The organism is Mucilaginibacter sp. PAMC 26640 (genome assembly GCA_001596135.1).
GTDB lineage: Bacteria > Bacteroidota > Bacteroidia > Sphingobacteriales > Sphingobacteriaceae > Mucilaginibacter.
This window is the reverse complement of sequence record CP014773.1, coordinates 4,998,377-5,024,019: the sequence shown is the minus strand read 5'-3', so window position 1 is coordinate 5,024,019 and position 25,643 is coordinate 4,998,377. Positions and strand designations below refer to the sequence as shown.

The 25,643-nt window shown below is 42.5% G+C and carries 26 protein-coding genes; 18 read left to right on the top strand and 8 right to left on the bottom strand.

The window, feature by feature from the left end; genetic code table 11:
* Window positions 1–8 precede the first annotated feature (8 nt).
* The 3 genes from A0256_21685 to A0256_21675 all read right to left on the bottom strand — a co-directional run bounded on the left by A0256_21685 (window position 9) and on the right by A0256_21675 (window position 3,243).
* Window positions 9–302: a hypothetical protein gene (locus A0256_21685; protein ID AMR33865.1), complete on the bottom strand. Its 294-nt coding sequence runs from the start codon at window positions 300–302 to the stop codon at window positions 9–11.
* A 6-nt stretch (window positions 303–308) separates the two neighbouring features.
* On the bottom strand, window positions 309–779 hold the full coding sequence (locus A0256_21680; protein AMR33864.1) for a transcriptional repressor: 471 nt from the start codon (window positions 777–779) through the stop codon (window positions 309–311).
* A gap of 241 nt (window positions 780–1,020) precedes the next feature.
* Window positions 1,021–3,243 (bottom strand): RelA/SpoT family protein, encoded by a 2,223-nt coding sequence (locus tag A0256_21675; protein AMR33863.1) that lies wholly within the window; start codon window positions 3,241–3,243, stop codon window positions 1,021–1,023.
* Between the two features lie 109 nt (window positions 3,244–3,352).
* Between A0256_21675 and A0256_21670 the strand changes: the two genes are divergently transcribed.
* Genes A0256_21670 through A0256_21660 form a run of 3 tightly spaced genes read left to right on the top strand, consistent with a single transcriptional unit; the run spans window position 3,353 to window position 5,217 of the window.
* Complete coding sequence (locus A0256_21670; GenBank protein AMR33862.1) at window positions 3,353–3,967, top strand: hypothetical protein; 615 nt, start codon at window positions 3,353–3,355, stop codon at window positions 3,965–3,967.
* Window positions 3,967–4,476: a glutathione peroxidase gene (locus A0256_21665; protein ID AMR33861.1), complete on the top strand. Its 510-nt coding sequence runs from the start codon at window positions 3,967–3,969 to the stop codon at window positions 4,474–4,476. Before A0256_21670 ends, A0256_21665 begins: the two co-directional genes overlap by 1 nt.
* Before the next feature lie 12 nt (window positions 4,477–4,488).
* A complete protein-coding gene (locus A0256_21660) occupies window positions 4,489–5,217 on the top strand; it encodes a bacillithiol biosynthesis deacetylase BshB1 (GenBank protein ID AMR33860.1) in 729 nt (242 codons plus the stop codon).
* A gap of 494 nt (window positions 5,218–5,711) precedes the next feature.
* On the opposite strand, the gene A0256_21655 is transcribed toward A0256_21660, so the two are convergent.
* Complete coding sequence (locus A0256_21655) at window positions 5,712–6,596, bottom strand: hypothetical protein (GenBank protein AMR33859.1); 885 nt, start codon at window positions 6,594–6,596, stop codon at window positions 5,712–5,714.
* 216 nt (window positions 6,597–6,812) lie between these two features.
* Between A0256_21655 and A0256_21650 the strand changes: the two genes are divergently transcribed.
* From A0256_21650 to A0256_21625, 6 genes are all read left to right on the top strand, one after another.
* Window positions 6,813–7,136: a hypothetical protein gene (locus tag A0256_21650; GenBank protein AMR33858.1), complete on the top strand. Its 324-nt coding sequence runs from the start codon at window positions 6,813–6,815 to the stop codon at window positions 7,134–7,136.
* 46 nt (window positions 7,137–7,182) lie between these two features.
* Window positions 7,183–7,881, top strand: a complete 699-nt coding sequence (locus tag A0256_21645) for a tRNA (5-methylaminomethyl-2-thiouridylate)-methyltransferase (protein ID AMR33857.1) — start codon at window positions 7,183–7,185, stop codon at window positions 7,879–7,881.
* Between the two features lie 105 nt (window positions 7,882–7,986).
* The gene (locus tag A0256_21640; protein ID AMR33856.1) at window positions 7,987–8,790 is read left to right on the top strand and encodes a pyrophosphatase; all 804 of its coding nucleotides are present in this window, start codon (window positions 7,987–7,989) and stop codon (window positions 8,788–8,790) included.
* A 65-nt stretch (window positions 8,791–8,855) separates the two neighbouring features.
* Window positions 8,856–9,293 carry a hypothetical protein gene (locus tag A0256_21635; protein AMR33855.1) on the top strand — a complete coding sequence of 146 codons (438 nt, stop codon included), beginning with the start codon at window positions 8,856–8,858 and terminating at the stop codon, window positions 9,291–9,293.
* A gap of 131 nt (window positions 9,294–9,424) precedes the next feature.
* The gene (locus A0256_21630; protein ID AMR33854.1) at window positions 9,425–9,979 is read left to right on the top strand and encodes an RNA polymerase subunit sigma-70; all 555 of its coding nucleotides are present in this window, start codon (window positions 9,425–9,427) and stop codon (window positions 9,977–9,979) included.
* The gene (locus A0256_21625; GenBank protein AMR33853.1) at window positions 9,972–11,441 is read left to right on the top strand and encodes a hypothetical protein; all 1,470 of its coding nucleotides are present in this window, start codon (window positions 9,972–9,974) and stop codon (window positions 11,439–11,441) included. The genes A0256_21630 and A0256_21625 overlap by 8 nt, the downstream gene beginning before the upstream one ends.
* A gap of 219 nt (window positions 11,442–11,660) precedes the next feature.
* Here A0256_21625 and A0256_21620 read toward each other — a convergent pair whose 3' ends face one another.
* Window positions 11,661–12,881 (bottom strand): ABC transporter permease, encoded by a 1,221-nt coding sequence (locus A0256_21620; protein ID AMR33852.1) that lies wholly within the window; start codon window positions 12,879–12,881, stop codon window positions 11,661–11,663.
* An 83-nt stretch (window positions 12,882–12,964) separates the two neighbouring features.
* On the opposite strand from A0256_21620, the gene A0256_21615 reads away from it, so the two are divergent.
* The 4 genes from A0256_21615 (at window position 12,965) to A0256_21600 (ending at window position 16,532) form a co-directional block, all read left to right on the top strand.
* Window positions 12,965–14,194, top strand: coding sequence for a hypothetical protein (locus tag A0256_21615; protein AMR33851.1), 1,230 nt, complete (start codon window positions 12,965–12,967; stop codon window positions 14,192–14,194).
* Window positions 14,195–14,244: 50 nt separating this feature from the next.
* A complete protein-coding gene (locus A0256_21610) occupies window positions 14,245–15,162 on the top strand; it encodes a methionyl-tRNA formyltransferase (protein ID AMR33850.1) in 918 nt (305 codons plus the stop codon).
* Window positions 15,163–15,243: 81 nt separating this feature from the next.
* The gene (locus A0256_21605) at window positions 15,244–16,038 is read left to right on the top strand and encodes a heme oxygenase (GenBank protein AMR33849.1); all 795 of its coding nucleotides are present in this window, start codon (window positions 15,244–15,246) and stop codon (window positions 16,036–16,038) included.
* A gap of 32 nt (window positions 16,039–16,070) precedes the next feature.
* A complete protein-coding gene (locus tag A0256_21600; protein AMR33848.1) occupies window positions 16,071–16,532 on the top strand; it encodes a transposase in 462 nt (153 codons plus the stop codon).
* A 967-nt stretch (window positions 16,533–17,499) separates the two neighbouring features.
* Here the strand turns inward: A0256_21600 and A0256_21595 are convergent.
* Window positions 17,500–18,336: a 4-amino-4-deoxychorismate lyase gene (locus A0256_21595; GenBank protein AMR33847.1), complete on the bottom strand. Its 837-nt coding sequence runs from the start codon at window positions 18,334–18,336 to the stop codon at window positions 17,500–17,502.
* 130 nt (window positions 18,337–18,466) lie between these two features.
* Window positions 18,467–19,510 (bottom strand): RNA pseudouridine synthase, encoded by a 1,044-nt coding sequence (locus A0256_21590; protein AMR33846.1) that lies wholly within the window; start codon window positions 19,508–19,510, stop codon window positions 18,467–18,469.
* 127 nt (window positions 19,511–19,637) lie between these two features.
* Between A0256_21590 and A0256_21585 the strand changes: the two genes are divergently transcribed.
* From A0256_21585 to A0256_21570, 4 genes are all read left to right on the top strand, one after another.
* Window positions 19,638–20,528, top strand: a complete 891-nt coding sequence (locus A0256_21585) for a 1-aminocyclopropane-1-carboxylate deaminase (protein AMR33845.1) — start codon at window positions 19,638–19,640, stop codon at window positions 20,526–20,528.
* Window positions 20,529–20,803: 275 nt separating this feature from the next.
* Window positions 20,804–22,135 (top strand): L-lysine 6-transaminase, encoded by a 1,332-nt coding sequence (locus tag A0256_21580; protein AMR33844.1) that lies wholly within the window; start codon window positions 20,804–20,806, stop codon window positions 22,133–22,135.
* Window positions 22,136–22,326: 191 nt separating this feature from the next.
* Complete coding sequence (locus A0256_21575) at window positions 22,327–22,773, top strand: hypothetical protein (protein AMR33843.1); 447 nt, start codon at window positions 22,327–22,329, stop codon at window positions 22,771–22,773.
* A gap of 114 nt (window positions 22,774–22,887) precedes the next feature.
* Entirely contained in the window at window positions 22,888–23,982 is a 1,095-nt protein-coding gene (locus A0256_21570; GenBank protein ID AMR33842.1) for a glucose-fructose oxidoreductase, read from the top strand.
* Here the strand turns inward: A0256_21570 and A0256_21565 are convergent, their stop codons facing one another.
* Window positions 23,983–24,591 (bottom strand): hypothetical protein, encoded by a 609-nt coding sequence (locus A0256_21565; GenBank protein AMR33841.1) that lies wholly within the window; start codon window positions 24,589–24,591, stop codon window positions 23,983–23,985.
* Between the two features lie 168 nt (window positions 24,592–24,759).
* On the opposite strand from A0256_21565, the gene A0256_21560 reads away from it, so the two are divergent.
* Window positions 24,760–25,584: an alpha/beta hydrolase gene (locus A0256_21560; GenBank protein ID AMR33840.1), complete on the top strand. Its 825-nt coding sequence runs from the start codon at window positions 24,760–24,762 to the stop codon at window positions 25,582–25,584.
* Window positions 25,585–25,643 lie beyond the last annotated feature (59 nt).

Below are 25,643 nucleotides of genomic sequence, written 5' to 3'. Positions count from 1 at the left end.
GAGCTCTTTTAAGAGAGCCAAAGTTGCGGGTTCAACTGTTTTTTTATGTAACATTGAAAATCCGTAGGGTTCAAATTAAAAATGGCGCAACAAAAATAAATTTCTTTATCACCAAGCCAGCTTGCACTGATAATTTCCTTCCTTATCCTTTTATCGCCATAAAATTTCTTCATGCTGATAATATCTTCAAGAGACCCTCTGTTAATCACCTTTTCCATAACATATCGCGCATTTTTTTCGTAGTCGATCTTTTCCATATCAACATCCCAGAATGCTTGTTTGCTGAGGATCGGCTTTTTCATTTGATTTTAAGATACTTTCCTGTCGCAAAAACCTTCGCGCAGCTTAGTGCAATTACCGTAAAGGTTTAAAGAGTGGTGTTTAATCTCGAATTTCAGAATATCGCCCATCATGCTCTGGATCTGCTGAATACGCGGGTCACAAAATTCAACTACTTTACCGCAGTCAATGCAGATAATGTGATCGTGCTGCTTATAGCCATACGATTTCTCAAACTGGGCCATGTTTTTGCCAAACTGATGCTTGGTCACGAGGTCACAGGATACCAAAAGTTCGAGTGTGTTGTATACGGTAGCGCGACTAACGCGGTACTTTTTATTTTTCATGTGGATGTATAAACTCTCCACATCAAAATGGTCGCTCCGGGAGTAGATCTCCTCAAGGATGGCAAAACGCTCGGGTGTTTTCCTGAGGCTTTTATTTTCGAGGTAAGCCTCAAAAATCTTTTTTACCAACGCAATGGTTTCCTGTACAGGCATAATGTTAAATTAACCCTTCAAAGGTATGGTTTTCGGTGTCAAGAAAAAAATAAGAAATAGCATGTAATGGGTCAAGATTCAAGAAGTCAAGATGTAAGATAGAAGAAATTACGCATCAATGTTGAAGAACTTATATTAAGGCCCCGCAAATCAGGGGATAAATTGGATCTCTTAATTTTTTTAATTTTTAACTGTTAATCTCTTCTTTCTTCTCTCTTGATTCTTGTCGTCTTATGTCTAATTACGATGCTTTCTCAATCACAGAATCAAATCTCAGCACCGAAGTGATACCTTTTATCTGCAGGATGTTTTTGATCAGTTTGTCCAAGTGCTCGGTATCATTTACGTAGATCATGATCGATCCTTCAAAGATCCCGTTATCACTGTCAACCGTTATCGACCGGATATTTACCTTGAAATCCGTTGAGATCACCGTAGTGAGTTTATTAATTAAACCTACTTCATCAATACCGCGGATACGTAAGCCCGTTAAGAAGGCCAGCTCCAGCTGTTTGGTCCATTTGGCTTTTACGATCCGGTAGCCATAATTAGCCATCAGTTTGGCGGCATTAGGGCAGTTGGTGCGGTGAATTTTGATGCCGTCGCTTACGGTTACAAAGCCAAATACATCGTCGCCGGGGATGGGGTTACAGCAATTTGCCAGCTTGTAATCTATTTTTTGCAGATCCTCACCAAAAAGCAGCACATCGCCGTCCTTCGCTTTTACGCTGCGAACCAGGCTTTGCAGTTGTTCATGCTCTATTTTATCCTGCGGTTTATTTTCAATGATCTTTTCGGAGGCCTGGTATTCCTTCAGGTCCTTCATATCAATAAGCCCTTTGGCTACATTGTAGAAAACCTCCTGGGTAGATGGCAGCTTAAAAAAGTAACTAAGCTTCTGGATATTTTCGGAGTTGTATGTGATCTTAAGCGATTTAAGTTTTCGCTCCAAAATCTCCTTACCATCTTCGGCAACTTTGCGTTTTTCTTCTTTAAGGGCAGATTTGATCTTGGCTTTAGCCTTAGCGGTAACCACAAAGCTGAGCCAATCCTCTTTGGGGCTTTGCTTGCTGGAGGTAATGATCTCCACCTGGTCGCCGTTTTGCAGTTTATAACTCAGCGGTACCAGCTTATGATTTACCTTGGCACCAATACAGCTGGCACCCACATCGGTGTGGATCTCAAAGGCGAAATCGAGCGCAGTGGCGTTCAATGGCAGCTGGATCAAAGCACCCTTCGGTGTAAAGATGAAGATCTCATCACTGAAAAGGTTCATCTTGAAATCATCCAGGAAGTCCAGTGCATTGGAATCCGGGTTTTTCAGCATATCGCGTACCTTTTGCACCCAAAGATCCAGGCCGCTATCAGTTGATGATTCTTTGTATTTCCAGTGTGCAGCAAATCCTTTCTCAGCAATCTCGTTCATACGTTTTGTACGGATCTGCACCTCTACCCATTGGCCACGCGGGCCCATAACGGTGGTATGCAAGCTTTCGTAACCGTTTGCCTTTGGTGAGGAGATCCAGTCGCGCAACCGGTCGGGATTAGGACGGTAAAGATCGGTAATGATAGAGTAAGCTTTCCAGCAGTCGGCTTTTTCGCTCTCGGGGGTGCTATCCAAAATGATCCGGATGGCAAAAAGATCGTATACCTCCTCAAAGGGGATCGATTTTTTCTTCATCTTATTCCAGATGGAGTGGATAGATTTAGGCCTGCCAAAAATATCGGCATTCAAATCCTGTGCCTCCACAACTTTTTTCACCGGTTCCACAAAGTCACGGATAAATTTTTCGCGCTCGGCTTTCTTCTCGTTTAGTTTGGTTTTAATGAACGAGTAGGTTTCGCGCTCCATATACTTCATGGAAAGGTCTTCCAGTTCAGATTTTATGGCGTACAATCCCAAGCGGTGCGCCAGCGGAGCATAGAGGTATACGGTTTCTGATGAAAGCTTAAGCTGCTTATCGCGCGGCATAAACTCCATGGTGCGCATGTTGTGCAGCCTGTCGGCCAGTTTGATCAGTATTACCCGCACATCGTCTGCCAGGGTAAGCAACATTTTACGAAAATTCTCTGCCTGCAGGGAACTGTTGGTATCAAAAACCCCCGAAATTTTGGTAAGGCCATCAATGATCTTGGCCACTTTTTTACCAAATTCCATCTCGATGTCTTCCAGCGAAACATCGGTATCTTCAACTACATCATGGAGTAAAGCGCAAACGATGGAGGTGGTACCCAGGCCTATCTCTTCGGCGGCAATTTGGGCCACGGCAATAGGATGATATATATAAGGCTCGCCGCTTTTACGGCGCATATCTTTGTGGCTCTCTAAAGCCATTTCAAAAGCCTTGCGGATCATGCGTTTATCTCCCTTTTGGAGGGTAGATTTACTTGCACGCAACAGCGTTCTGTAACGTTTTAATATCTCCGTTTTTTCGGCTTCCAGGTCAATCACTAAATCTTTCATGTATCGGCGTTAGCACGGTATAATATAATCAACCTGTAACAATTATTATTATTGCATGTTGTTGTAAAATAACCAAATAAAATGCGTTAATTTTGTGTCAAGTAAAAATATGAAATTTATCGCTACACTTATTGTGTTTTGTTGCGTTTGGGGAGGCCTAATAGCACAGGATAAACCAGCCCCGCCGGTTATACTGGGCAAACATGATACCATAAAGGTTAACATGACTAAACTGGATGGCGAACTGGTGCCCTGGATTGTAGAGCCGGAAGTGCGGATAGTTGATACCCGTATTTTTGCCAGCGCGCAGGACCGTGCAAATTTTTACCGCCTGCGCTATAATGTGATGAAAGTACTGCCTTATGCACAATTTGCAGGTAAGCGTTATCGCCAGTTGCAGCGCGATTTGGCCATGACCGCCGATTCAAAAAAGCAAAAGGAATTGATGAAAGCCTGCGAGAGTGAGATTAAAGGCATATTTAACAAAGAGATCAAAGATCTGACAATTAGTCAGGGGGAGGTGCTGATAAAATTGATTAACCGCGAAACAGGCAATACCAGTTTTGCTATGGTGAAAGAATTAAAAGGCGGTTTTAACGCTTTTGTGATACAATCTGTAGCCAAAATTTTCGGGCACGATCTGAAAGAGACCTATGATAGGGAAGAGCAGCGTGATATCGAATCGATATTGAATGCGGCCGGGTACAATCCCAGCTACAATTAATGGATAAAAAAAACATCTACCAGTTTAACGTTCGGGCGTTGGATGGTGAGCCGATCAGCCTTACCGATTACAAAGATAAAGTCCTGCTTATCGTCAATACCGCATCCGAGTGCGGGTTCACGCCACAACTTAAAGATCTGGTGGCGCTTAAGAAAGAGTTTTTAGGGCAGGATTTCGAAATCCTGGCGTTCCCATCAAATGATTTTGGCGGGCAGGAACCTTTGGAAGGGCAGGCTATAGCTGCCTTTTGCAGTAACTACGGTAACAATTTCCCGGTGTTTGATAAGATAAGGGTACGCGGTCCGTATGCAGATCCGCTTTACAAATTCCTGAGCGATAAAAAAGAAAACGGTTCATTGAATTGTGCACCACGGTGGAACTTTCACAAGTACCTGGTTGACCGTAAGGGCAGGGTGGTTGATTATTTTTATCCCTTTACCAGCCCAACATCTGCCAAGGTGAAAAAAAAGGTACAACGTTTGTTAACCCTTGGTACCGATAAGTTTTAAGTATTCTTCATTATGCTCAAATTAGATATATTAGTTTTGCCCGTGCACCCGGATGATGCCGAATTAGGCTGTGGCGGTACCATTTTAAAGCATGTAGCGCTTGGCCATAAGGTTGGCATTGCAGATTTAACGCGGGGCGAACTGGGTACCCGAGGGTCTGCCGAAATACGGGATAGGGAGGCGGCCAAAGCTTCGGAGATTTTGGGACTAACCATACGCGAAAATCTTAACCTGCCAGATGGTTTCTTTGCAAATACTAAAGAGTATCAATTGATGATCATTACCGCAATTCGGAAATACCAGCCTGATATTGTGATTACCAATGCATACCATGACAGGCACCCCGACCACGGACGGGCAAATGAGTTGGTAGAAGCTGCCGCATTTTTATCTGGCCTGCGCAAAATTGAAACCTATACTGAAAACGGCGACCTGCAGGAAGCCTGGCGACCCAAGCAATTGTTACATTTTATACAGGACCGTTATATTAAGCCTGATATAATTATTGATGTTACCGAATTTTGGGATAAAAAGATAGAGAGCATTTATGCCTACGGTTCGCAATTCCACAATGCCGATTGGAATGAAGATGAGCCGCAAACTTACATTTCATCTCCTGATTTTATTGACATGATCAAAGCCCGTGGCCGGGAGTTTGGCAAGAGCCTTAACGTAACTTATGGGGAGGGATTTACCTCTGCCAAGATATTGGGAGTGACTGATTTATTTGATTTAAAATAAAAATCAACTGAATAAACACTGATTGGTTGGACGATTAAAAAATACAAATCAATCGTTTTGAGTGAACACGAATTTAATCGAATGATTCGAATTTCACCAATCAGATTTAAGAAAATTAGCCCACTTAGTGTAATTCGTGTTAACTCAAACAATTGCCATCCAATCGTTTTATTGAGCAAGAATTTTATCGAACAATACGAATTTTACCAATAAGATTTGAGAAAATTAGCTCAATTAGTGCAATTCGTGTTAACTCAAAATTACCATCCAATCGTATTATTGAGCAAGAATTTTATCGAACAATCCCAATTTACCAATAAGATTTGAGAAAATTAGCCCAATTAATGCAATTCGTCTTAACTCAAATTACCATCCAATCGTTTTGAGTGAACACGAATTTAATCGAATGATTCGAATTTTACCAAACAGATTTAAGAAAATTAGCCCACTTAGTGGAATTCGTGTTAACTCAAAACAGATCTATTCAAAGTCAATTAATTTCCATAACTGGTCTTATACTTTTTGATAGATCTGATGATGGATTGAACGATCTCGTTCTGTCCCTCGTCTGAATTCAGATACCTTTCATCGTCAGGATTATTGATAAAACCCGTCTCTATTAATAAGCCCGGCATACCGCTTTGCTGCAAAACCAGTACGCCCTGCTCCTTTACACCTGCACTTCGTCTGCCATCCGTCTGCGTAAATTCTTTATTCAGCAAATCGCCGAAGTAAACGCTTTGCCTGCGGTATCGTTGCTGAAAAGCTGCTAAGATGATCGCATTCATGGCATCATCTTCCCCATACCCATTGTATTTTTTTTGATAATCCTTTTCCTGGTAAATGGATGAATTTTCGCGGAGGGCCTCCATTTGTTCCTGTTTGCGATGGAAACCATATAGCAGCAGGAGAGCACCGCGGCGGCTACCTACCCTTTCGGGAGAAGAGTTACAGTGGATGGATATAAAAAGATTGGCGTGGGCGTTATTGGCAATTTCTGCCCGGCGGTGCAACTCAATGAATTTATCTTCACCCCGGGTCATCACTACATTAATACTTGGCATTTGGTCGTTCAAAGCATTGCGTAGTTTTTTACCAATACTTAATGCCACAGCTTTTTCATTAGAGTAAGCGCCGTGAGCACCTGGATCTTTACCCCCGTGGCCCGGATCGATAACTATGGTTTTGAAACGGAACGAACCCGTGGAATCGTCAGTTTTTGCGGTAGATTGAGCGAAAGCCGATTGGGGACCTGCGATAAATAATAAAGTACAAACTACTAGTACAGCTTTGGTTAAGCGCGAAAAAAACATGGCGCAAAGATAGATGTTTGTTTTTAAGGTATATAATTCTTCTGGCGGTGTAATTTTTAAGAGCATAAGGGTGTTATAAACTGGCTGTTTGTAATCCGCTACAAGCGTTAAACATCTGTTCGACTTGCAACAGGCCTCATAGTTTAATACCGGGCAGAACAGCCCGACGACACAACTTGTTTCGTATAAGGCAGATAAAATATTTCCCTAAAATTAAAAGTTCCCGAAACCTATTTGGCAAATGCCACGTAATAAAATGCTTATAACATAAGTACAAATATAATGCAAGCATTATTTTCGCCAATTGCCACGTTTATATTTTTCCTGCTGATAGGCTCACTTATAGTTTACTTTATTTTAAAGTTTGATAAGCTTCAGCGGAATAAAATGAAATCCATATTATCCAAAACGCGCGATGTAAAGCCGCTGCTAATGACGAAAGCAGTCAGTCAAAAACTGCGTACCATAAAGCCCGAACTTAACCATGAATCGCGCAGCGATATTTCCAAACAGTTAGATGAACTGGTTGAAGCTTTTGACAAAGGACAGGTTACCTTGCCTGAATATTGCAGTAGGCTGAACCGTTTATTAACAATGGTAGCCTAACCAGGCTTGAATATTACCGTTATTTCCTAAGTTTGATGTTCAAGTTATGGACATCAATCAACAAACTTCCCATTTACAAATAACGCCAACTGCCGATGGTTCAAATACCATTTACAATGCACAGGTTGGTGAAAATTACCATTCACGCAATGGTGCCCTGCAGGAAAGCCGGCACGTATTTCTTCAAGCGGGCCTTCAGTATTTCCTTCATTTGTCGGGCGAAATACCTGCAGAAGTGAGCATACTGGAAGTAGGTTTTGGTACCGGCCTCAATTTTTTACTTAGTGCCGATTTTTGCCACAGCGAGCATATCAAATTAGCATATACCGGCATTGAGGCGTACCCGCTAAGCAATGATATGATTGGTAACACTGGTTATGGTTCCTATGTTTCTGACGATATCTGGCAAAGTTTCCTCAATCAGTATCCCAAATCTTTAAACTTGCCGGTGAGCATTCACGAGTATTGCGAACTGGAGATTGCACCTCTTAAATTACAGGATTTTAACTCCCCCCAAAAGTTTGATATAATTTATTTTGATGCCTTTGCTGTTGCCCATCAGCCGGAAATGTGGGATGAAGCAGCAATTTCCCAAACTATTCAATTTTTAAAGCCAGGTGGCGTATTTGTTACTTATGCCATCACCGGTAATCTTAAACGCAGTATAAAGGCGCTTGGTCTAAAAGTAGAGAAAGCCGCGGGCGCTCCGGGTAAGCGGGAAATGCTGAGAGCGGTATTGGAGTAGGAAGTGTGCGGTAAGCAGTTTGCAGTTAGCATGATGACATTTAGTTCGTACTGCCATTACTGCAAACTAAAAGGAACTGCCAACCGAATTCAATATCTTTGTATTATGGCTATAATAGCACCCGTAACTGCAATAACACCTTCCGGCGCATTTGAGCGCTTACTTACAATAATGGACGATCTGCGGATCAACTGCCCATGGGACAAAAAGCAAACACTTGAAAGTCTGCGCCACCTCACTATTGAAGAAACCTACGAACTATCTGACGCTATTTTGAGCGGTGATAAGGATGAAATCAAAAAGGAGCTGGGTGACATTATGCTGCACCTGGTATTTTACTCGCGCATAGCATCCGAGACCAACGATTTTGATATAATCGGTGTGCTAAACGGGATTTGCGACAAGCTGGTGAACCGTCACCCGCATATTTACAGTGATACCATAGTTGAAAACGAGGAAGATGTAAAACGCAACTGGGAGCAGATCAAACTCAAGGAGGGCAATAAATCGGTATTAGGCGGTGTACCTGCTTCGTTGCCCGCATTGGTGAAAGCATCTCGTATCCAGGAGAAAGCCCGGGGCGTTGGTTTCGATTGGGATAATAAAGACCAGGTTTGGGCCAAAGTAGAGGAGGAACTGCAGGAATTTAAAGATGAGTATAACGTGGCTGATGATAGTGGTATCGACCACGAAAAAGCCGAGGGCGAATTTGGTGACCTACTGTTCTCGCTTATAAATTATGCACGGTTTATCAATATTAATCCAGAAGATGCGCTGGAAAAAACCAATCGTAAATTTATTAAACGGTTTCAGTACCTGGAGAGCAAGGCTATTGAACATGGTAAAAAATTGCAGGATATGAACCTGGCAGAAATGGATGTATTTTGGAATGAGGCTAAAAAGGTTTAGAAATATTTTATTACATGTAGCGTTTATAGACGCTAAGACGTAAACATTTTGTAATAACAAATAATATGAAAAGACGATTTACTTATTTTTTGCCGGCCTTATTAGCAATTGCCCTGTTGGCAATGGGCTGCTTTAATAAAAATGATAATCCAATACCTGTACCGGTAGGAAATTTCACCGGTCAATTTCGTCTCCTGCACAGAGCTTCTGGTAGTTCCAAAGTAGATACTACCAAAGCAACCTTGCAACTGTCTCTTGCAAGTGACGGCACATTTAAAGTAAGCGGCGACACCACAGTTGTCCACGCGGGTAGTAAGGGGAAATATTTTTTAAATAGTGGTTATATCGGTTTTCAGGACGACACTTATCCGCCTGCCGGCCACCCTGCCAAAAGTCATCTAAACGGCTATTATAATTATTATTATGATGGCACCAGTGTATTACAAATGGTGGCCAACAGCTCTGATACCCTCGCCGTGCAGTATGATCTGAAAAAAATGTAAACTGATAATTTACCGGTGGTGTTGAAGCTGTGAATTTATCATGGCCTTATTGCCATTTATTTTTCTCTGTCCTGTAGCGTTTACTGCTTTTTACGCGTATTGCTAATAATTAAGCGCACTTAACACATTTAATGCATCTACTAAACCGGCTTACTGAAGAAGAAATAGTAAGTAAGTGCAAAACCGGCAGCCTTAAATACCAGGAATTGCTGTACAAGCAGTTCTACGGCTATGCTATGGGGATAAGTGTGCGTTACAGCCTGAACCAGGACGATGCCTTAGAAGTGGTCAATGATGCTTTTATAAAGGTGTTCAACAATATTAAAGCTTATCAAATGGACAAGCCCTTTAGGGCATGGCTGCGCACCATAGTAGTAAATACCGCTATAGACCGCCGCCGCAAAGAACTAAAACACCAGGCGCATACCGACCTGGATACAGCAATTGGCGTTGGCAGTAACGCCAATGTTATAGAGAATTTAAATGCACAGGACATTTTAAAGCTGATGAAGCAATTGCCGCAAATTCAGCTGACTATATTTAACATGTACGAGATAGATGGGTACAACCATGATGAAATTGGTAAAACTTTGAACTTGCCCGCAAGCTCATCGAGGGTTTATTTAAGCAGGGCCAAAGAGAAGTTGCGGCAGCTATTAACAACGGAAACACAGAACCATGGATGATCAGTTTGATAAAAAACTAAGCAGCCGCATTTCGGAGGTGTTTGATAATTACGAGTATCCAACTGCCGAAGAGGGGTGGACTGAGCTTCGCAAAAAGTTCCCGGTGAAAGAGGAACGTAAAGTTGCATGGCTTTGGTGGAGCAGCGCTGCGGCCATTTTATTGGTGTTTTTAGGCTTGGGCATCTGGATGACTAACGAGCCTGATATGGCAAGTAATGTTGCCGGAAATTTTAAAAACCCACAGGCAGATACTACAACAGGCATAGAAAATACTGCAGGAAACAACACACGCATAGCCCAATCACAACTGGCAGCCGATAGTACAGTAAATTCGGCAGTTGAACAGCATGCCAATAGAGGCAGCTATCCAAACCAACAACTAGCCAACAACAACTATGCAGCAAAGGGCAGCAAAGCTGTAGACGTAGTTTCAACACCCGCTATAATTCATCCCAATGGCGTGAATACAGGTCTGACAAAAAACAGTGATCAGTTTGTAATCGGCATGGCTAAGCCTGACGCCGGAGTGAAAACTGATAATAACAATGTGGGTGTCATCAACGACGGAAAGAATGGCAAGAGCAGTGTTATTGCTTCCGTTAACCAAGCAGATACGGCGCAAAAAACTGAAAATAAAACGGACCGTCAGCAAGTGGCGAACGTCTCAACCCCGGTTATTGTTGATCATAGCACAGCTACCACAATAGCTGCCAACCCACCCACTCAACCGATAGAAGAGATGTTTAAGCGGGAGCAGCCTCAACGCAAAAAAGAGCCAGGCGATAAAAAGGATTCGAAAAAAGTAAATTTCAGCGTTTATGCAGCAACCTATTTTAATTATGCTGAAGGCAGTGCTAACCGTGTAAATGCTGGTGCAGGCTTTACCTCAGATATCAGGCTAAGTAAGAATATCAAATTATCTACAGGCGTATCACTGGCGCAAAATACACTAAGTTATGCCAATACACCACCATTGGCAACAGGCAGGGCGCTAGCGGAAGCTGCACCGGCTATTAAGAGCGCCGGGTTTTTCAACACCACCGCATCAGTGGCAGAATTTCAAAACTACAACGCCAGTCTGGTCGGTCTTGATATCCCGCTGAATATCAAATTTGAGTTCAATCCCGAAAAAACAGATGCTTATTTCTCGGCAGGTTTAAGCTCCGGTACTTTTATTGATGAGCGTTACACTTACAGTTATGCGTATAAAACTAATGGGCTAATTGATAAAACGGTGCCCACGCAGGATCAAACCACCACTAGTAGCTTCAATAATTTTTATTTCGCTAAAACGCTCAACTTATCATTTGGTATGGGGTACCCGATAGGCAAAAACAGGCTCATCATCGAACCATTCCTAAAGTACCCGCTTTCAGGCCTGGGCACACAGGATATCCATTTTGGGGCAGGCGGTGTCAACCTCAAATTTAGTTTTAAGACTACCAAAATTATAAAGCGGTAAAAACATGCTATCGAGCTTGCATGATCAGCCTGAACTGACTCAGTATTAAAAATAGATTTAAAGTGCATGTTTAACTGCAAGTTTGTGAAATAGCCAGCCGGCGCAAAAGATATCCATGGTTTACTTATTTTCAACTATGACACTCACGGATAGCGTTGGAGATAGGTGGAAGTTGTAGTGACGGCAATTCCGTATAGGCTATTAAAAGATACTATTAGGCTATTTAAACCTGATAGCCTTTACCGGCGAGATCCTTGTAACCAACATGCTCGGGATAACCAGCACTACCAAACATACTACTAGTGTACCAAGGTTAAGTAGCAACACGTCCGTCCACACAAATTTGATGGGTACGAATGTCATGTAATAACTCGCCTGGTCCAGTTTAAAAAAGTGGGTGCTTTGCTGAAAAAAGCCCAGGCCCAAGCCAAGTGCGTTACCTAATAAAAGCCCAACGCCAATTAAGTAAGCAGCGTTATATAAAAACACCTTTTGGATGACCCAATTTCGCGCGCCCATTGCTTTCAACATGCCAATCATACTGGTTCGTTCCAAAATCATAATGAGCAGCGCCGAAATCATGTTAATAACTGCCACAATGGTCATCAGTACCAACATAACTACGGTATTAACATCCAACAGACCCAGCCATTCAAAAATGGTGGGATAATTCTCTATCAGCGTGTGCGATTTTAAAATGATGGGTAAGTTGCTGTCTATCCAGTCGGCAATAGGGTTAATCCTATCAAAGTCATTTACGCGTACCTCATAACCGCCAACTTCGCCCTTGGTCCAATCATTTAACCGTCTTACCAACGCAATATCGCCTATTACAAAAGTCTTGTCTACCTCATCTACACCAATGCTGTATATACCAGTGATTTTTAACTTGCGCTTGCGCAGCGGTTCCTGAATGAAATAAATGAGCAGATCATCCCCCGCCTTTAGCTTTAGTCTGTTGGCGGTAAACTGCGATATCATCACCTGGCTTTTGGCAGCCGTGGAGTCATTGAAATCAATGATTGACCCTGCAACCAGTGCCTTTTTAATGTAGGCCCAATCGTACCCTTTGTCAACCCCCTTCATTACCACACTCTCGATCTCGTCGTTTGCTTTGATAAGGCCCGGCTTGGTGGCAAAAGCGTTAATGCTTTCGATGAACTTACTGGTTTTTAGTTTTTTAAGAACACCGGCATCCTCAATAAATGGAGAGTTTTCGTAAGAGTTATTGAGATCCGATTTTACGATCTGGATATCACCCGCAAAGCCGCGGACTTTTTCACGGATCTCCTGTTTAAAACCACGTATCACAGCCAGCGAAAGGATCATCACCCCAAGGCCCAGCATGATGCCAATAATGGCTATCCGCACAATTAATTTAGAAAATGTGCGCTTAGACTTTAGGGTAATACGATTGGATATAAACCGGGCGAAACTCAATGCAGAATGTTTTTGTACCTTCGCAAATATGCGTTTTTAACGTTAAACAAGCCGCTTTTAAATTTTCTTTAGTTTAAAAATATATGATCAGGATAAAGTTATTGTTGCCCGCCGCGTTAATTTGCTGCCTTTTGTTTGAATGCGACAACCTTGCCCAGGTGCCCCGCGAACACAAAACAGCCATTGTAAAATTCAGTGCGCCTATCATTCCTGCTGCAGATCAGCTTCCTGCGTACCTTGATTATTTAAGGGGTAAGAATATTGGAATGCTTATTAATCAAACATCAATTATCGGGCGGCGTAAAGTGCCTGTGGTAGATAGTTTGCTAAAGCTAGGCATCAAGGTAAAAAAGATCTACGGGCCTGAGCACGGCGTGAGGGGCAACGTAGCTAATGGCGCAAAGGTAGACGATAGCACCGACCCGGTAACCGGTCTGCCCGTAATTTCGCTTTACGGTAAACATTTTAAACCCACACCGGCAGACTTAAAAGGCATCAATCTGATGATATTTGATGTACAGGATGTAGGTACAAGATTTTACACTTACATATCAACCCTTCATTATGTGATGGAAGCCTGTGCGGAAAACAATATAGAGCTAATGTTATTGGACAGGCCGAACCCAAACGGTTACTTCATAGACGGCCCTGTATTGCTGGATACCGCATTCCGATCTTTTGTGGGTATGCATCCGGTCCCTGTGGTTCATGGGATGACCATTGGCGAATATGCGCAGATGATCAACGGAGAAGGATGGCTTAAAAATAAAGTTCAGTGCAAACTCAAGATCATTAAAGTGGCTAATTATGCACACAGCAAACCTTATGTGTTGCCGGTTAACCCTTCGCCAAATCTTAATTCAAACCAGTCTATTTTGTTATATCCGGATCTATGCTTTTTTGAGGGTACCAACATCAGTTTGGGCAGAGGCACGATGGAGCCGTTCCAAATTTTGGGTAGCCCTGTGTTAAAAGGGAAATACAGCTATTCGTTTAAGCCGTTAAGTATCCCTGGGATGAGCGATAATCCGCCGTTGAAAGATCAGGTTTGCTACGGAATCAGCCTAAAAGATTACAATACCGACACGCTAAGGCAACAGAAAAAGCTTAATTTAGCATGGCTGATGGAGATTTATAAGGCTTATCCCGATAAAGAGCACTTTTTTAATGCCTATTTCAATAAGCTCGCTGGTAACGATACCCTCAAAAAACAATTGATTACAGGCAAAACCGAGGCGGAGATAAGAGAAAGCTGGGAGCCGGCACTTTCAAACTTTAAATCCCTGCGCAGCAAGTATTTACTTTATAAATAATTGCGCTACGCTAGTTTACTTTTGGATACACTACCTAATCTTTGCAAGAGATGAGAATCATTTTTATGGGTACACCCCAATTTGCCGTTGCATCACTCGATGCATTGATAAAATCTGGCAGCGATATCGTTGCTGTAATTACGGCTCCTGATAAACCTGCAGGCCGTGGAAAAAAACTAAACGAAAGTGCTGTAAAGCAATATGCTGTTGCTAACGGCCTTAAAGTTTTGCAGCCGGAAAAATTGAAGGCTCCCGATTTTATTGAAGAACTAAAAGCCCTAAAGGCCGACTTGCAGGTGGTGGTAGCATTTCGCATGTTGCCAGAGATTGTTTGGAGCATGCCCGTTAAAGGTACTATCAACCTGCATGCTTCATTATTACCCCAGTACCGCGGAGCCGCACCAATAAATTGGGCCATCATTAACGGCGAAAAAGAAAGCGGGGTAACCACCTTTTTTTTAAAACATGATATTGACACCGGTGATGTATTATTTACCGAAAAGATAACGCTGCACGGAACCGAAACCGCCGGCGATCTGCATGACAGGTTAATGAATAAAGGGGCGGGATTATTGGTGAAAACCGTAAAAGGCATTGAGAGCGGCCGCTACCACGAACACCCGCAAACACAGCTACTGGATGGTATGGAACTACGCCACGCACCAAAATTATTTAAGGAAGACTGCCTGATCGATTTTAATCAGCCGGCTCAAAAGGTTTTTAACCTCATCCGCGGTTTAAGCCCGGTACCAACGGCTTATACCAATATAGATGGCAAAGTGCTCAAAATTTATAATTCCACAATTGAGGTAGAGGATACCGATATCCCGGCAGGGCATCACTTAACTGATAATAAAACCTTCCTGAAGTTTGCCACCACCGATGGCTTTATAAATGTTACTGATGTGCAGCTGGAAGGCAAGAAACGCATGGGGATAGCGGATCTGTTAAGGGGGAATAAGTTTTAGCTTTGTCATAATTACCAGTTGGGTTCTACAAATTCCTCAGCTTAAAATCCAAAAAGTTAGTTTTGCCGTTTATTTTCTATCATGATAGATCAGAACGCAAGAATAACCCAGTTACAACACGAAATAGCTCCGATCCGTGAGCAATTAATAGCCCACGATTTATACAGCAGCATTAATACGCTGGCAGACCTGCATTTATTTATGCAGCACCACATTTTTGCTGTGTGGGATTTTATGTCGCTGTTAAAATCTTTGCAACAGAACTTAACTTGCACCACCTTACCCTGGATGCCTGTTGGCAGTGCCAATACGCGCTATCTCATCAACGAAATTGTAACCGGTGAAGAAAGTGATGTGGACCACACCGGTGCACGCACTAGCCATTTTGAACTGTATTTGAAAGCGATGGAGCAGGGAGGATGTGATGCCTCCGCTATTCTGTCGTTGTTTCAGCAGTTGAGTTTACATCCTGATGTTAGCGCTGCATTAAAAAATGCAAATATGCCGGTAGTTGCCCGGGATTTTGTAGCACATACCTTCAACGTAATCGCTACTAATATAAGTCATGTGATCGCTGCGGTGTTTACGTTCGGGAGGGAAGACCTGATCCCCGGTATGTTTATTGAAATGGTGAAAAAACTAAACGGCCAATTGCCCGGTAAAGTGGAGATACTACTTTATTACCTGGAACGCCACATTGAGGTAGATGGCGACCACCATTCGCAGTTAGCCTATCAAATGACGGCCGAACTTTGCGGAGACGATGACCGCAAATGGCATGAGGCAACCGTTGCCGTAAAAGCTGCTTTGCAGGCGAGGGTAGCGCTGTGGGATGGCATTTTGGCCGGTATAAGGGCGGAAGTTGTGGAAAGGTAAAAAAATCATGATATTTAGGCTTTGATCACCCAATGCCTAATACCTACACGCAACTTTACATTCATTTTGTGTTCGCCGTAAAATTCCGCGCATCATTACTTGATCGCTGCTGGGATGAACGGCTCCGCTTGTATATTACTGCTATAACTCAGAATAATGGGCATAAAATGTTGGCTGTAAATAATATGCCAGATCATATGCACATGTTTGTCGGGTTAAATCCTTCGCAATCAATTTCGGATTTGATGCGGTTGGTTAAAGGCGATTTATCAGAATTTATCAATAAAGAAAAGCTTACTGCCAGCAGGTTTCAATGGCAGGATGGTTACGGTGCATTTAGCCATAGTAAGTCGCAGATCAACAGGGTAGTCAAGTACATCAATAATCAGCAGCAACATCACAAGCAGCGTAATTTTTTAGATGAATATAGAAAAATGCTTATTGATTTCGAAGTGGATTTTGACGAACGGTATATTTTTAGAGTTATGATGTAAACGCGAAATATTAGGTAGCACCTCTGGTGCAAAAAATCCTTAATTATTCGCTACAAAGCGGTTACCCCTGACGGGGTATTAAGGTCTTGGTTTGCGTTGATGCTACAAAACGGTAACCCTTGACGGGGTATTAAAGCCTGGATTTGCGTTAATATTGATTGGTTTACCTAGGTAGCACTCCGGTGCATAAAATACTTAATTGTTTTGCTACAAAGCGGTAACCCCTGACGGGGTATTGAAGCCTGGATTTGCGATAATATTAATTGGTTTACCCAAGGTAGCACCTCCGGTGCATAAAATCTTTAATTGTTTTGCTACAAAACGGTAACCCCTGACGGGGTATTGAAGCCTGGATTTGCGATAATATTAATTGGTTTACCCAAGGTAGCACCTCCGGTGCATAAAATCCTTAATTGTTTTGCTACAAGCGGTAACCCCTGACGGGGTATTAAAGCCTGGATTTGCGTTAATATTGATTGGTTTACCTAGGTAGCACCTCCGGTAAAAAATCCTTAATTGTTTGCTACAAGGCGGTTACCCCTGACGGGGTATTGAGGTCTGGATTTGCGTTGATATTACAAGGCGGTTACCCCTGACGGGGTATTGAGGTCTGGATTTGCGTTGATATTACAAAGCGGTTACCCCTGACGGGGTATTGAAGTATGGATTTGCGTTGATATTACAAGGCGGTTACCCTGACGGGGTATTGAGGTCTGGATTTGCGTTGATATTACAAAGCGGTTACCCCTGACGAGGTATTGAGGTCTGGATTTGCTCTGATATTACAAAGCGATTCCCCCTTACAGGGTATCGAATCGGAACCATTTTGCATGCCCCGTTGGGGGCAACCGCTTTGTAGAATAAACAATCCTATCTTTGCCCCATAGGGGCTATCCTTATTGAATTATCTTGAGCGGTTGTTCATCAATCGATTACCAATTTATCATATAACTGAATAGTGTACATATTATAACTTATTCAGCTCATCAACCAAACCCTTGCTCACTTTGTTGAAATAACGCTTTACGCCATAACCCATTACCCACTGTATGCCTTTACTGGCGTTGGTCAAAAAAACCTCGTCGGCCTGGTTTAAGATCTCAGGATTGATCTGGGCCTCTGTGATCGGGATGCCATTGTCTTTGGCCAGTTTAATCACCACTTGCCGCATTACCCCTTCAACACAGCCCTCGCTTAATGCAGGAGTGTACAGATGATTCTGGTACCATACAAATAAATTGGCTGCCCCAGCTTCGCACAAAAAACCATTAGCGTTCAGCAGGAATACCTCATCCAGCTTGTTTTGCTGTTTAAATAAGGCCGCCATGACATATAACAGCGAATTGCAGGTTTTTATGGTAGATAAATAATTAAGCGGCTTCGGTAATTCGCTGTATATATCCATGATTAAGCCCCGCTCATTCATGTAGTAGCGCTGTTCATCCATGGCGCTTAACTCTAAGCAATAGCCCATTTTGTTTTGGGAGGGCGTATATAAACCCTCTGCATCACGATACACCGTTAGCCTTAAACGGCCGTGCTTTACCTTATTGCGGCGGGCTAATTCCTCTACCTTGTCTTTTAAAAACCAGCTGTCGGCCTGTGAGTATCCATCTATTTTCAGCGCTTTCATGCCCCGCTGCAGCCGTTCGGCGTGCAGATCGGCAAACTGGAGTTTTCCTTTCATTAAACGCATACTTTCAAATAAACCATCGCCATATTTAAAACCACGGTTGGCTATGTTAAGCAAAGGGCTATCTGCAGGGAAAATTTCGCCGTTAAAATTTATATAGTTTGGGCTCATCAGTAAATTGAAGATATGAGATTGGAGATATGAGATTGACTCCCATATAAACAACCGCAAATTTAAAAAATTATAAAGTTGTTGATTTATCTGATTAAAAACTCCTGATCGTTCGTTTTGTTCTTAATTCTTACATCTCAGAACCCAGATCTGATTTTACATATTTGCGCCACTTTTGCAGAACGCTCTCAAAATCAATTGGCAAAGGTGCTTCAAAGTAAATATCTTTTTTTAATGATGGATGCAGGAAACCGAGCGATTGTGCGTGCAGGGCCTGGCGCGGCATTAACTCGAAGCAATTTTCAACAAACTGGCGGTATTTGCTAAACACAGTGCCTTTCAAAATTTTATCACCCCCATACATAGCATCGCTAAACAGTGGGTGGCCAATATGCCGCATATGCGCCCTGATCTGGTGAGTGCGACCGGTTTCCAGTTTGCACTCTATTAGCGTGACATAACCCATACGCTCCAGTACTTTATAATGCGTAACGGCCCACTTACCCTTTTCGGGGTCGTCGTAGATCGACATTACACGCCGGTCGTTAACACTGCGGCCAATATAACCGCTAACGGTTCCGTCCTGTTCAATATCTCCCCAGGCAAGCGCCAGGTATTTGCGGTTAATGGTGTGGTCGTAAAATTGTTTAGCCAGGTAGCTCATGCTCCGCTCGTTTTTGCTGATGAGCAGCAGGCCCGAGGTGTCTTTATCTATCCGGTGAACAAGGCCAGGTCGGCCATCATTGCCCGGCATTGTAGGCAATTGCTGAAAGTGATACACCAAGGCGTTAACTAGTGTGCCCGTATAATTGTTATACCCGGGGTGTACTACCATGCCGGCCTCTTTATTAACGATCAGCACATCGTTATCTTCGTAAACAATATTGATGGTCAGATTTTCCGGGTAAACTTCGGTGTCACGCGGTGGGTGCGGGAGCACAACGGAGATCACATCCATCGGCTTTACCCGGTAGCTTGCCTTAACCGGCTTATCATTTAAAAGCACATTGCCGGCTTCAATGGCGTTCTGAATGCGGTTACGGGAGGCATTCTCCACCCGGTGCATTAAAAATTTATCAATCCGCAAAAGCGATTGCCCTTTATCAACCACCACACGCAGGTGTTCAAACAAGTCTTGCTCGTCGCTTTCAAGAATTAGGGCATCATCCGTCATTCGGCAAAAGTAAGAAAATGCGGCCAAGCCCACTAGCTCCCGGAAAGGAGAATTTTCTGCAGCTAACTAATTCATCTTCGGAGTTTCTGACTTTCCGACTTCCGGACTAAAAACTTAAATTCGCCAAATGCATATCACGCTTGATATTTACAGCCCCGTTCAGCAAATACAAAACCCTTTGTTTACTGAAAAGGGTATTGAGGTGTTCATTAAGCGCGACGATATGATCCATCCGCTCATTTCGGGCAACAAGTGGCGCAAGTTAAAATATGTGTTGCGGGAAGCTGCCGGGCAGGATAAAACCCATCTGGTCACGTTCGGGGGGGCATATTCCAATCATTTATTGGCTACCGCGGCGGCAGGTGCAAAATTCGGTTTTAAAACTACCGGTTTTGTGCGCGGGGAAGAAGTAAGCAACGATACCTTATTCCTTTGCAGCTTACACGGCATGCAACTCATATTTAGCGATAGGGACAGCTATCGCAATAAGCCGGCTTTATTTGATAAATATTTCTCAGATAATGAGCAAGCGTTTTTTATCGATGAAGGTGGTGCATCAATAGAAGCCGCAAAGGGCTGCAGTGAATTGATTGACGAACTTGGTGAAACCTACGACCACATTTTCTGTGCCTGTGGCACAGGCACCACCGCCGCAGGCATCATCAACGGCATTCATCATCATAAGTTGCCAACCCGGTTTAATGCTATACCTGTTTTCAAAAATGGCGGATTTATGGCCAATGAAATAGATCGATATTTAACCGGACCCTGGCAGTATGATCTGCATCTTGATTATCACTTTGGTGGTTACGCAAAAACCACCCCTGAGCTGATACGGTTTATTAAAGAGTTTATAGCTAGTTCCGGGATAATGGTTGAGCCAGTTTATACAGCTAAGATGCTTTACGCCATATACGATCTTATTGCCAAAAACCATTTCGAGCCCGGTAGTAAAATATTGGCTATTCATACCGGCGGAATGATGGGCCTCATGGGTTTGAAGGACAAGTTTGTCTGAACCATAATTTGGGGAATTAAAACGGTTTCCCTGATTCGGAAATTTGGTTCAACCATTTTCAATTTCAAACTTTCCTTTATTCGAAGATCTTTTACCGCATCTGCATAGCTGAATTTTGCACATCTGCACATCTGTCCCCGGCATACTATTCTCCGCTTTGGTTCAAAAACTAGGTTTAGTTAATTTAAAGTTACTTTTTTGCAAATCGGTTCAAAAACCTTTAAATTATTGTTTTTTAGGGCTTTTTATTAGATTTGTTAAAATCAGTTATGCTTATGAACCACTCACAGATCAACGCGCAAAATGTTCAGGAAACTCTTAGCAAGCACATTCTTGCCGATGGGTTCGACCTTACTTTTGATATGGAAAAAAGCCAGGGCGTGCATATTTACGATGCCAAGAACAAACGTACCCTATTAGATTTTTTTACCTGCTTTGCATCTGTGCCATTAGGGTACAATCATCCCAAAATGCTGAACGATGAGGTGTTTAAGAAAAACCTGATGCTGGCTGCATTAACTAATCCATCCAACTCTGATATTTACACCGAGCAATACGCGCAGTTTATCGATACTTTTTCGCGCGTGGGTATTCCTGATTATTTACCGCATGCATTTTTTATAGCCGGCGGTAGTTTGGCTATAGAAAACGCTTTGAAGGTAGCAATGGACTGGAAAGTTCAAAAGAACTTTGCTAAGGGCCACACTACTGAAAAAGGACACAAGGTTTTACATTTTGAGAATGCCTTTCATGGCCGGTCGGGCTATACGTTAAGCTTAACTAATACGCAGCCGGTAAAAACTAAATGGTTTGCCAAATTTGATTGGCCGAGAGTTTCGTTACCTGAAATTGAATTTCCTTTGAACGAAAACAATATCGATGACCTGGTAAGCAGGGAAGCAAGATCCATAGCCGAGATCAGGACAGCATTTGCACAAAACCCGGATGAGATCTGTGCGATCATCATTGAACCAATACTCTCTGAAGGTGGCGATAAACATGTGCGGCAGGAGTTTCTGGAACAATTGCGCCAACTTGCTGATGAATATGATGCCATGCTGATTTATGATGAAGTACAAACCGGTGTGGGCCTGAGCGGCAAATTTTGGCTGCACCAGCATTTTGGCGAAAAAGCACGGCCGGATATCGTTGCTTTTGGTAAAAAAATGCAGGTCTGCGGCATCCTGGTAAGTAACCGGGTTGATGAAATTGAGGACAATGTTTTTAAGATCTCCTCACGAATCAACTCCACCTGGGGTGGAAGTTTGGTGGATATGGTGCGATCTGCAAAAATTATGGAGATCATAGCCGATGATAATTTATGCGATAAGGCCGCCGCAACCGGTGCTTACCTGCAAAATGGCTTATTGAATATTGCTGCTAAGAACAGCCTGATTACAAATGTAAGGGGCAAGGGATTAATAACCGCTTTTGACTTACCTGATAGCAAAACTCGTAATGCATTTATTGATAGTGCTTTAGCTCATAATATTATGTACCTGGGCTGCGGAGATCGTACCATTCGTTTCCGCCCGGCCCTAATTATTGAAGAAGCGCACATAGATGAGGGATTGAATATGATTGAAAAAATAATCCCCATACTTTAATATAAATGTAATAATACTGCTACCGGCGCCTGTTTTAAAACAAAACAGGCGCTTTTTTCTTTTATAAATACTATTATCGCAGTTTCACGTTACATAATATTATTAACTATTAAATAAGGGCATCGGAACAATGCAGATAGTTCTTTAATACATCTACTTATTTAATTATAAAAACAGGGTTACAATTTAGGATGAACAGACACATTGAAAAACTAAAAAAACAACTTGTAGAAATTGCAGAAGTTGTTAATTCTTTCCAATCGGAGGCCGTACAGGTAAGGGTGGTTGACAGGCTTTTAGACGAGATTATAGAAGCAGAGCGGGTGGATACGGAAGGAAATGAAATTTTCAATAAGAGGGTACGCAGGCCCAGGGAAGAAAATGAAGAAGATCAAAGCGCAAGTGTTCAAAGGCGTAAAAAACCAGGTGCCACAAAAGTGCTGAATCAATTGCTTAGCAGCGATTTTTTCAGCACGCCGCATTCTATATCATCCATTGCAGATTATTGCAAAGATAATTTCGATTCGGATTTTAAAACTTCCGAACTATCGGGGATTTTATTGAAACTGGCTAAAGAGAACAAATTGCGTCGGGAGCGGAGTAACGAGAATAACCGCTTTGAATACGTAGGTGTTTAAGCAAAACAGAAGCCGTTCTTTATGAGCGGCTTTTTTTTGTTATCAGTTTTTGTATTTGTTTTTTTATGCCCGATATTGTTATAAAATTAATTACCACCGTTAAATATCAAACCTATGAAGAACGATAAAGAAATTTCCCGCCGGAGCTTTATTCAGCAAAGTGCCATAGCATCCAGCGCGTTAATGCTGGGCTCCACCATCTCCGCTATAGCGGCGGGTAAAAAAATGGGTATTGCATTGGTAGGTTTGGGTAGCTACAGTGGCGGGCAATTGGCACCGGCATTGCAGCATACCAAAAACTGTTATTTGGCTGGTATTGTAACAGGAACCCCTCAAAAAGCAGAGGCTTGGTCAAAAAAGTACAACATCCCCCAAAAGAATATTTACAATTACCAAACTTTTGACCAAATAGCTCATAATCCAGCTATTGACATAGTTTATATCGTGTTGCCTGTAAGCATGCACAAAGAATATACTATACGAGCGGCAAAAGCGGGCAAGCATGTTATTTGCGAAAAGCCGATGGCCCTCAACGCTGCCGATTGCCGCGAAATGATAGCTGCATGTAAAAACGCAAAAAGATTGCTATCCATTGGTTACCGCCTGCATTTTGAACCGCATTCACAAGAAGTGATGCGCCTTGGCCAAAAGAAAGTTTTTGGTAAAGTAGTAAAAATAGATACGGGTAATGGCTTTGTATATGGGGGCGACCCCAATGCCTGGCGACTAAAAAAGGCGCTGTCTGGCGGCGGTGCGCTGATGGATATGGGCATATACTCCATCCAGGGTTCACGTTATACGTTGGGTGAAGAGCCGGTTGCTGTTAAAGCTACCCAGCAAAAAACGCGGCCGGAATTGTTTAAAGAGGTCGACGAAACCATTTTTTGGGAACTAAAGTTTCCGGGCGGGGCAAAGGTTAATGGCAAATCCAGCTACAACAATAATTGGAGCTACCTGCATGCAACTGCCGAAAACGGCCATTTTGAACTGGAGCCGGCCTTTGGCTACGGCGGTTTAGATGGCAAGGTTAATGGCAAACCGATGAACATTCCAAACAATATTCAACAGGCAGCGCAAATGGATGATTTTGCAACTTGTGTTATGCTTAACAAACAAAGCCGCGTGCCTGGCGAAGAAGGCGAAAAAGATATGAAAGTGGTTGATGCTATTTATCGCAGTTTAAAAACAGGTAAATGGGAAACAATATAGCTATGATGTTTTATCAACGATGTTCTTGATAGCGGTATCTAACTCTATCGCGCTGTTGATCATCATACTGGTTACCCCTATCAGCTCTTCATCTACATTCATGTTACTCATGACGCTGGCTAAGCCAATGATGTTGGCAAGGGGTTTCCGCACAATGTGCGATTGCATAAAGCCGATCTCGTGCAACTTGCCGGTTTTATCTTCAATTTCGGCAATGGCTTCTTCTAATTGATTAGTAGCTTCAATATGCTCGGTAATGTTATGACCAATGCAGAAAATCCCAAAAGGATTGTTGTCCTTATCAAACAATGCCTTAAATTCCCATTGGGTAAATATAAAGCCACCCCTGCCATTATGCTTTCTTAAGGTTGCGGGCAAAAGTTTATCGGGTTGTTCAAAGCATTTGCCGCCAACCTCGCGGCATATCTTCACATCATCAGGATGAAGAGTGATATAAAATGGCTTGCCGACTAATGACTCCCTCAAGAAATCAAAGTTATGGTTGTAATATTCACTTACGTACTGATATTTATTGTCCATACCAATAACAAGTGTATAATAGAAATTAGATTTTTCTAAAAGCTTTATCGTCTCTCTTATCGTTTCCATTCAATCTTGATATTCTTTATAGAAATATGTTAATTTAGTGAAAATAGCAATTTGTTTCCAACTGCGTAAATAAATTTCCTTGCAGGGTATTATCACAAGGTCAACCAGTTGATAATGATCAGCCTGCGCGACTGAACATTGCTTTCTAAATGTTATATTTACCTGCCAATGAGCAAACTGTATATGAAAGTAAAACGATTAATTTTATGGGTGATACTTCCGCAGCTGTTAACCTTGTTGGGCTGCAAACCAAAAACAATGTACGGAAATAACCCAGGGGCTGGCCATTACTATCATATAAACGGAATTAAGTTGTACGTGGAAGAATACGGGGAGGGCGATCCTTTGTTAATGATCCACGGTAACGGTGGTGACATGAGTGCCTTCTCCGAAAATGTACCTTACTTTGCCAAAAAGTACAGGGTTATTTTAGTAGATAGCCGTGCTCAGGGGAAATCTGCTGACGCAGCCGATTCGCTAAGCTTTGAGCAAATGGCTGATGATTTCTCGGTGCTGCTGGATACGTTAAAAATACCGAAGGCCTATGTACTAGGGTGGAGCGATGGCGGTATCAATGCCCTGCTCATGGCCATCCGGCATCCTGATCAGGTAATCAAACTGGCATCAACAGGTGCTAATATTACACCGGACGCCAGCGCTTTCTCGGGCGACGGCTGGAAACAGGCCAATAATTATTACAATCTAAATAAAGATCGCGTTTGGAAAACTCAAAAAGCTAAAAATGCCTGGAAGATCTTTATGCTGGATTATAATCAGCCAAACATTAAACTTACCCAGTTGCAGCAAATCAAATGCCCCGCTTTAATTATCGCAGGCGACCATGATGTTATTGCCGATCCGCATACACGCCTCATTCAAAAAAACATTCCCGGTTCTGAATTATGGATAGTATCAAATTCGGGCCATGGCACATTGGTAGAGCATGCTAAAGAATTTAATAAACGCGTTGATGCCTTTTTTAAAAAGAAATAGTATTTGTCATCACTTTCTAAAAAAAAGATGTTGCAACATCTTTTTTTTAGAAAGTGTAA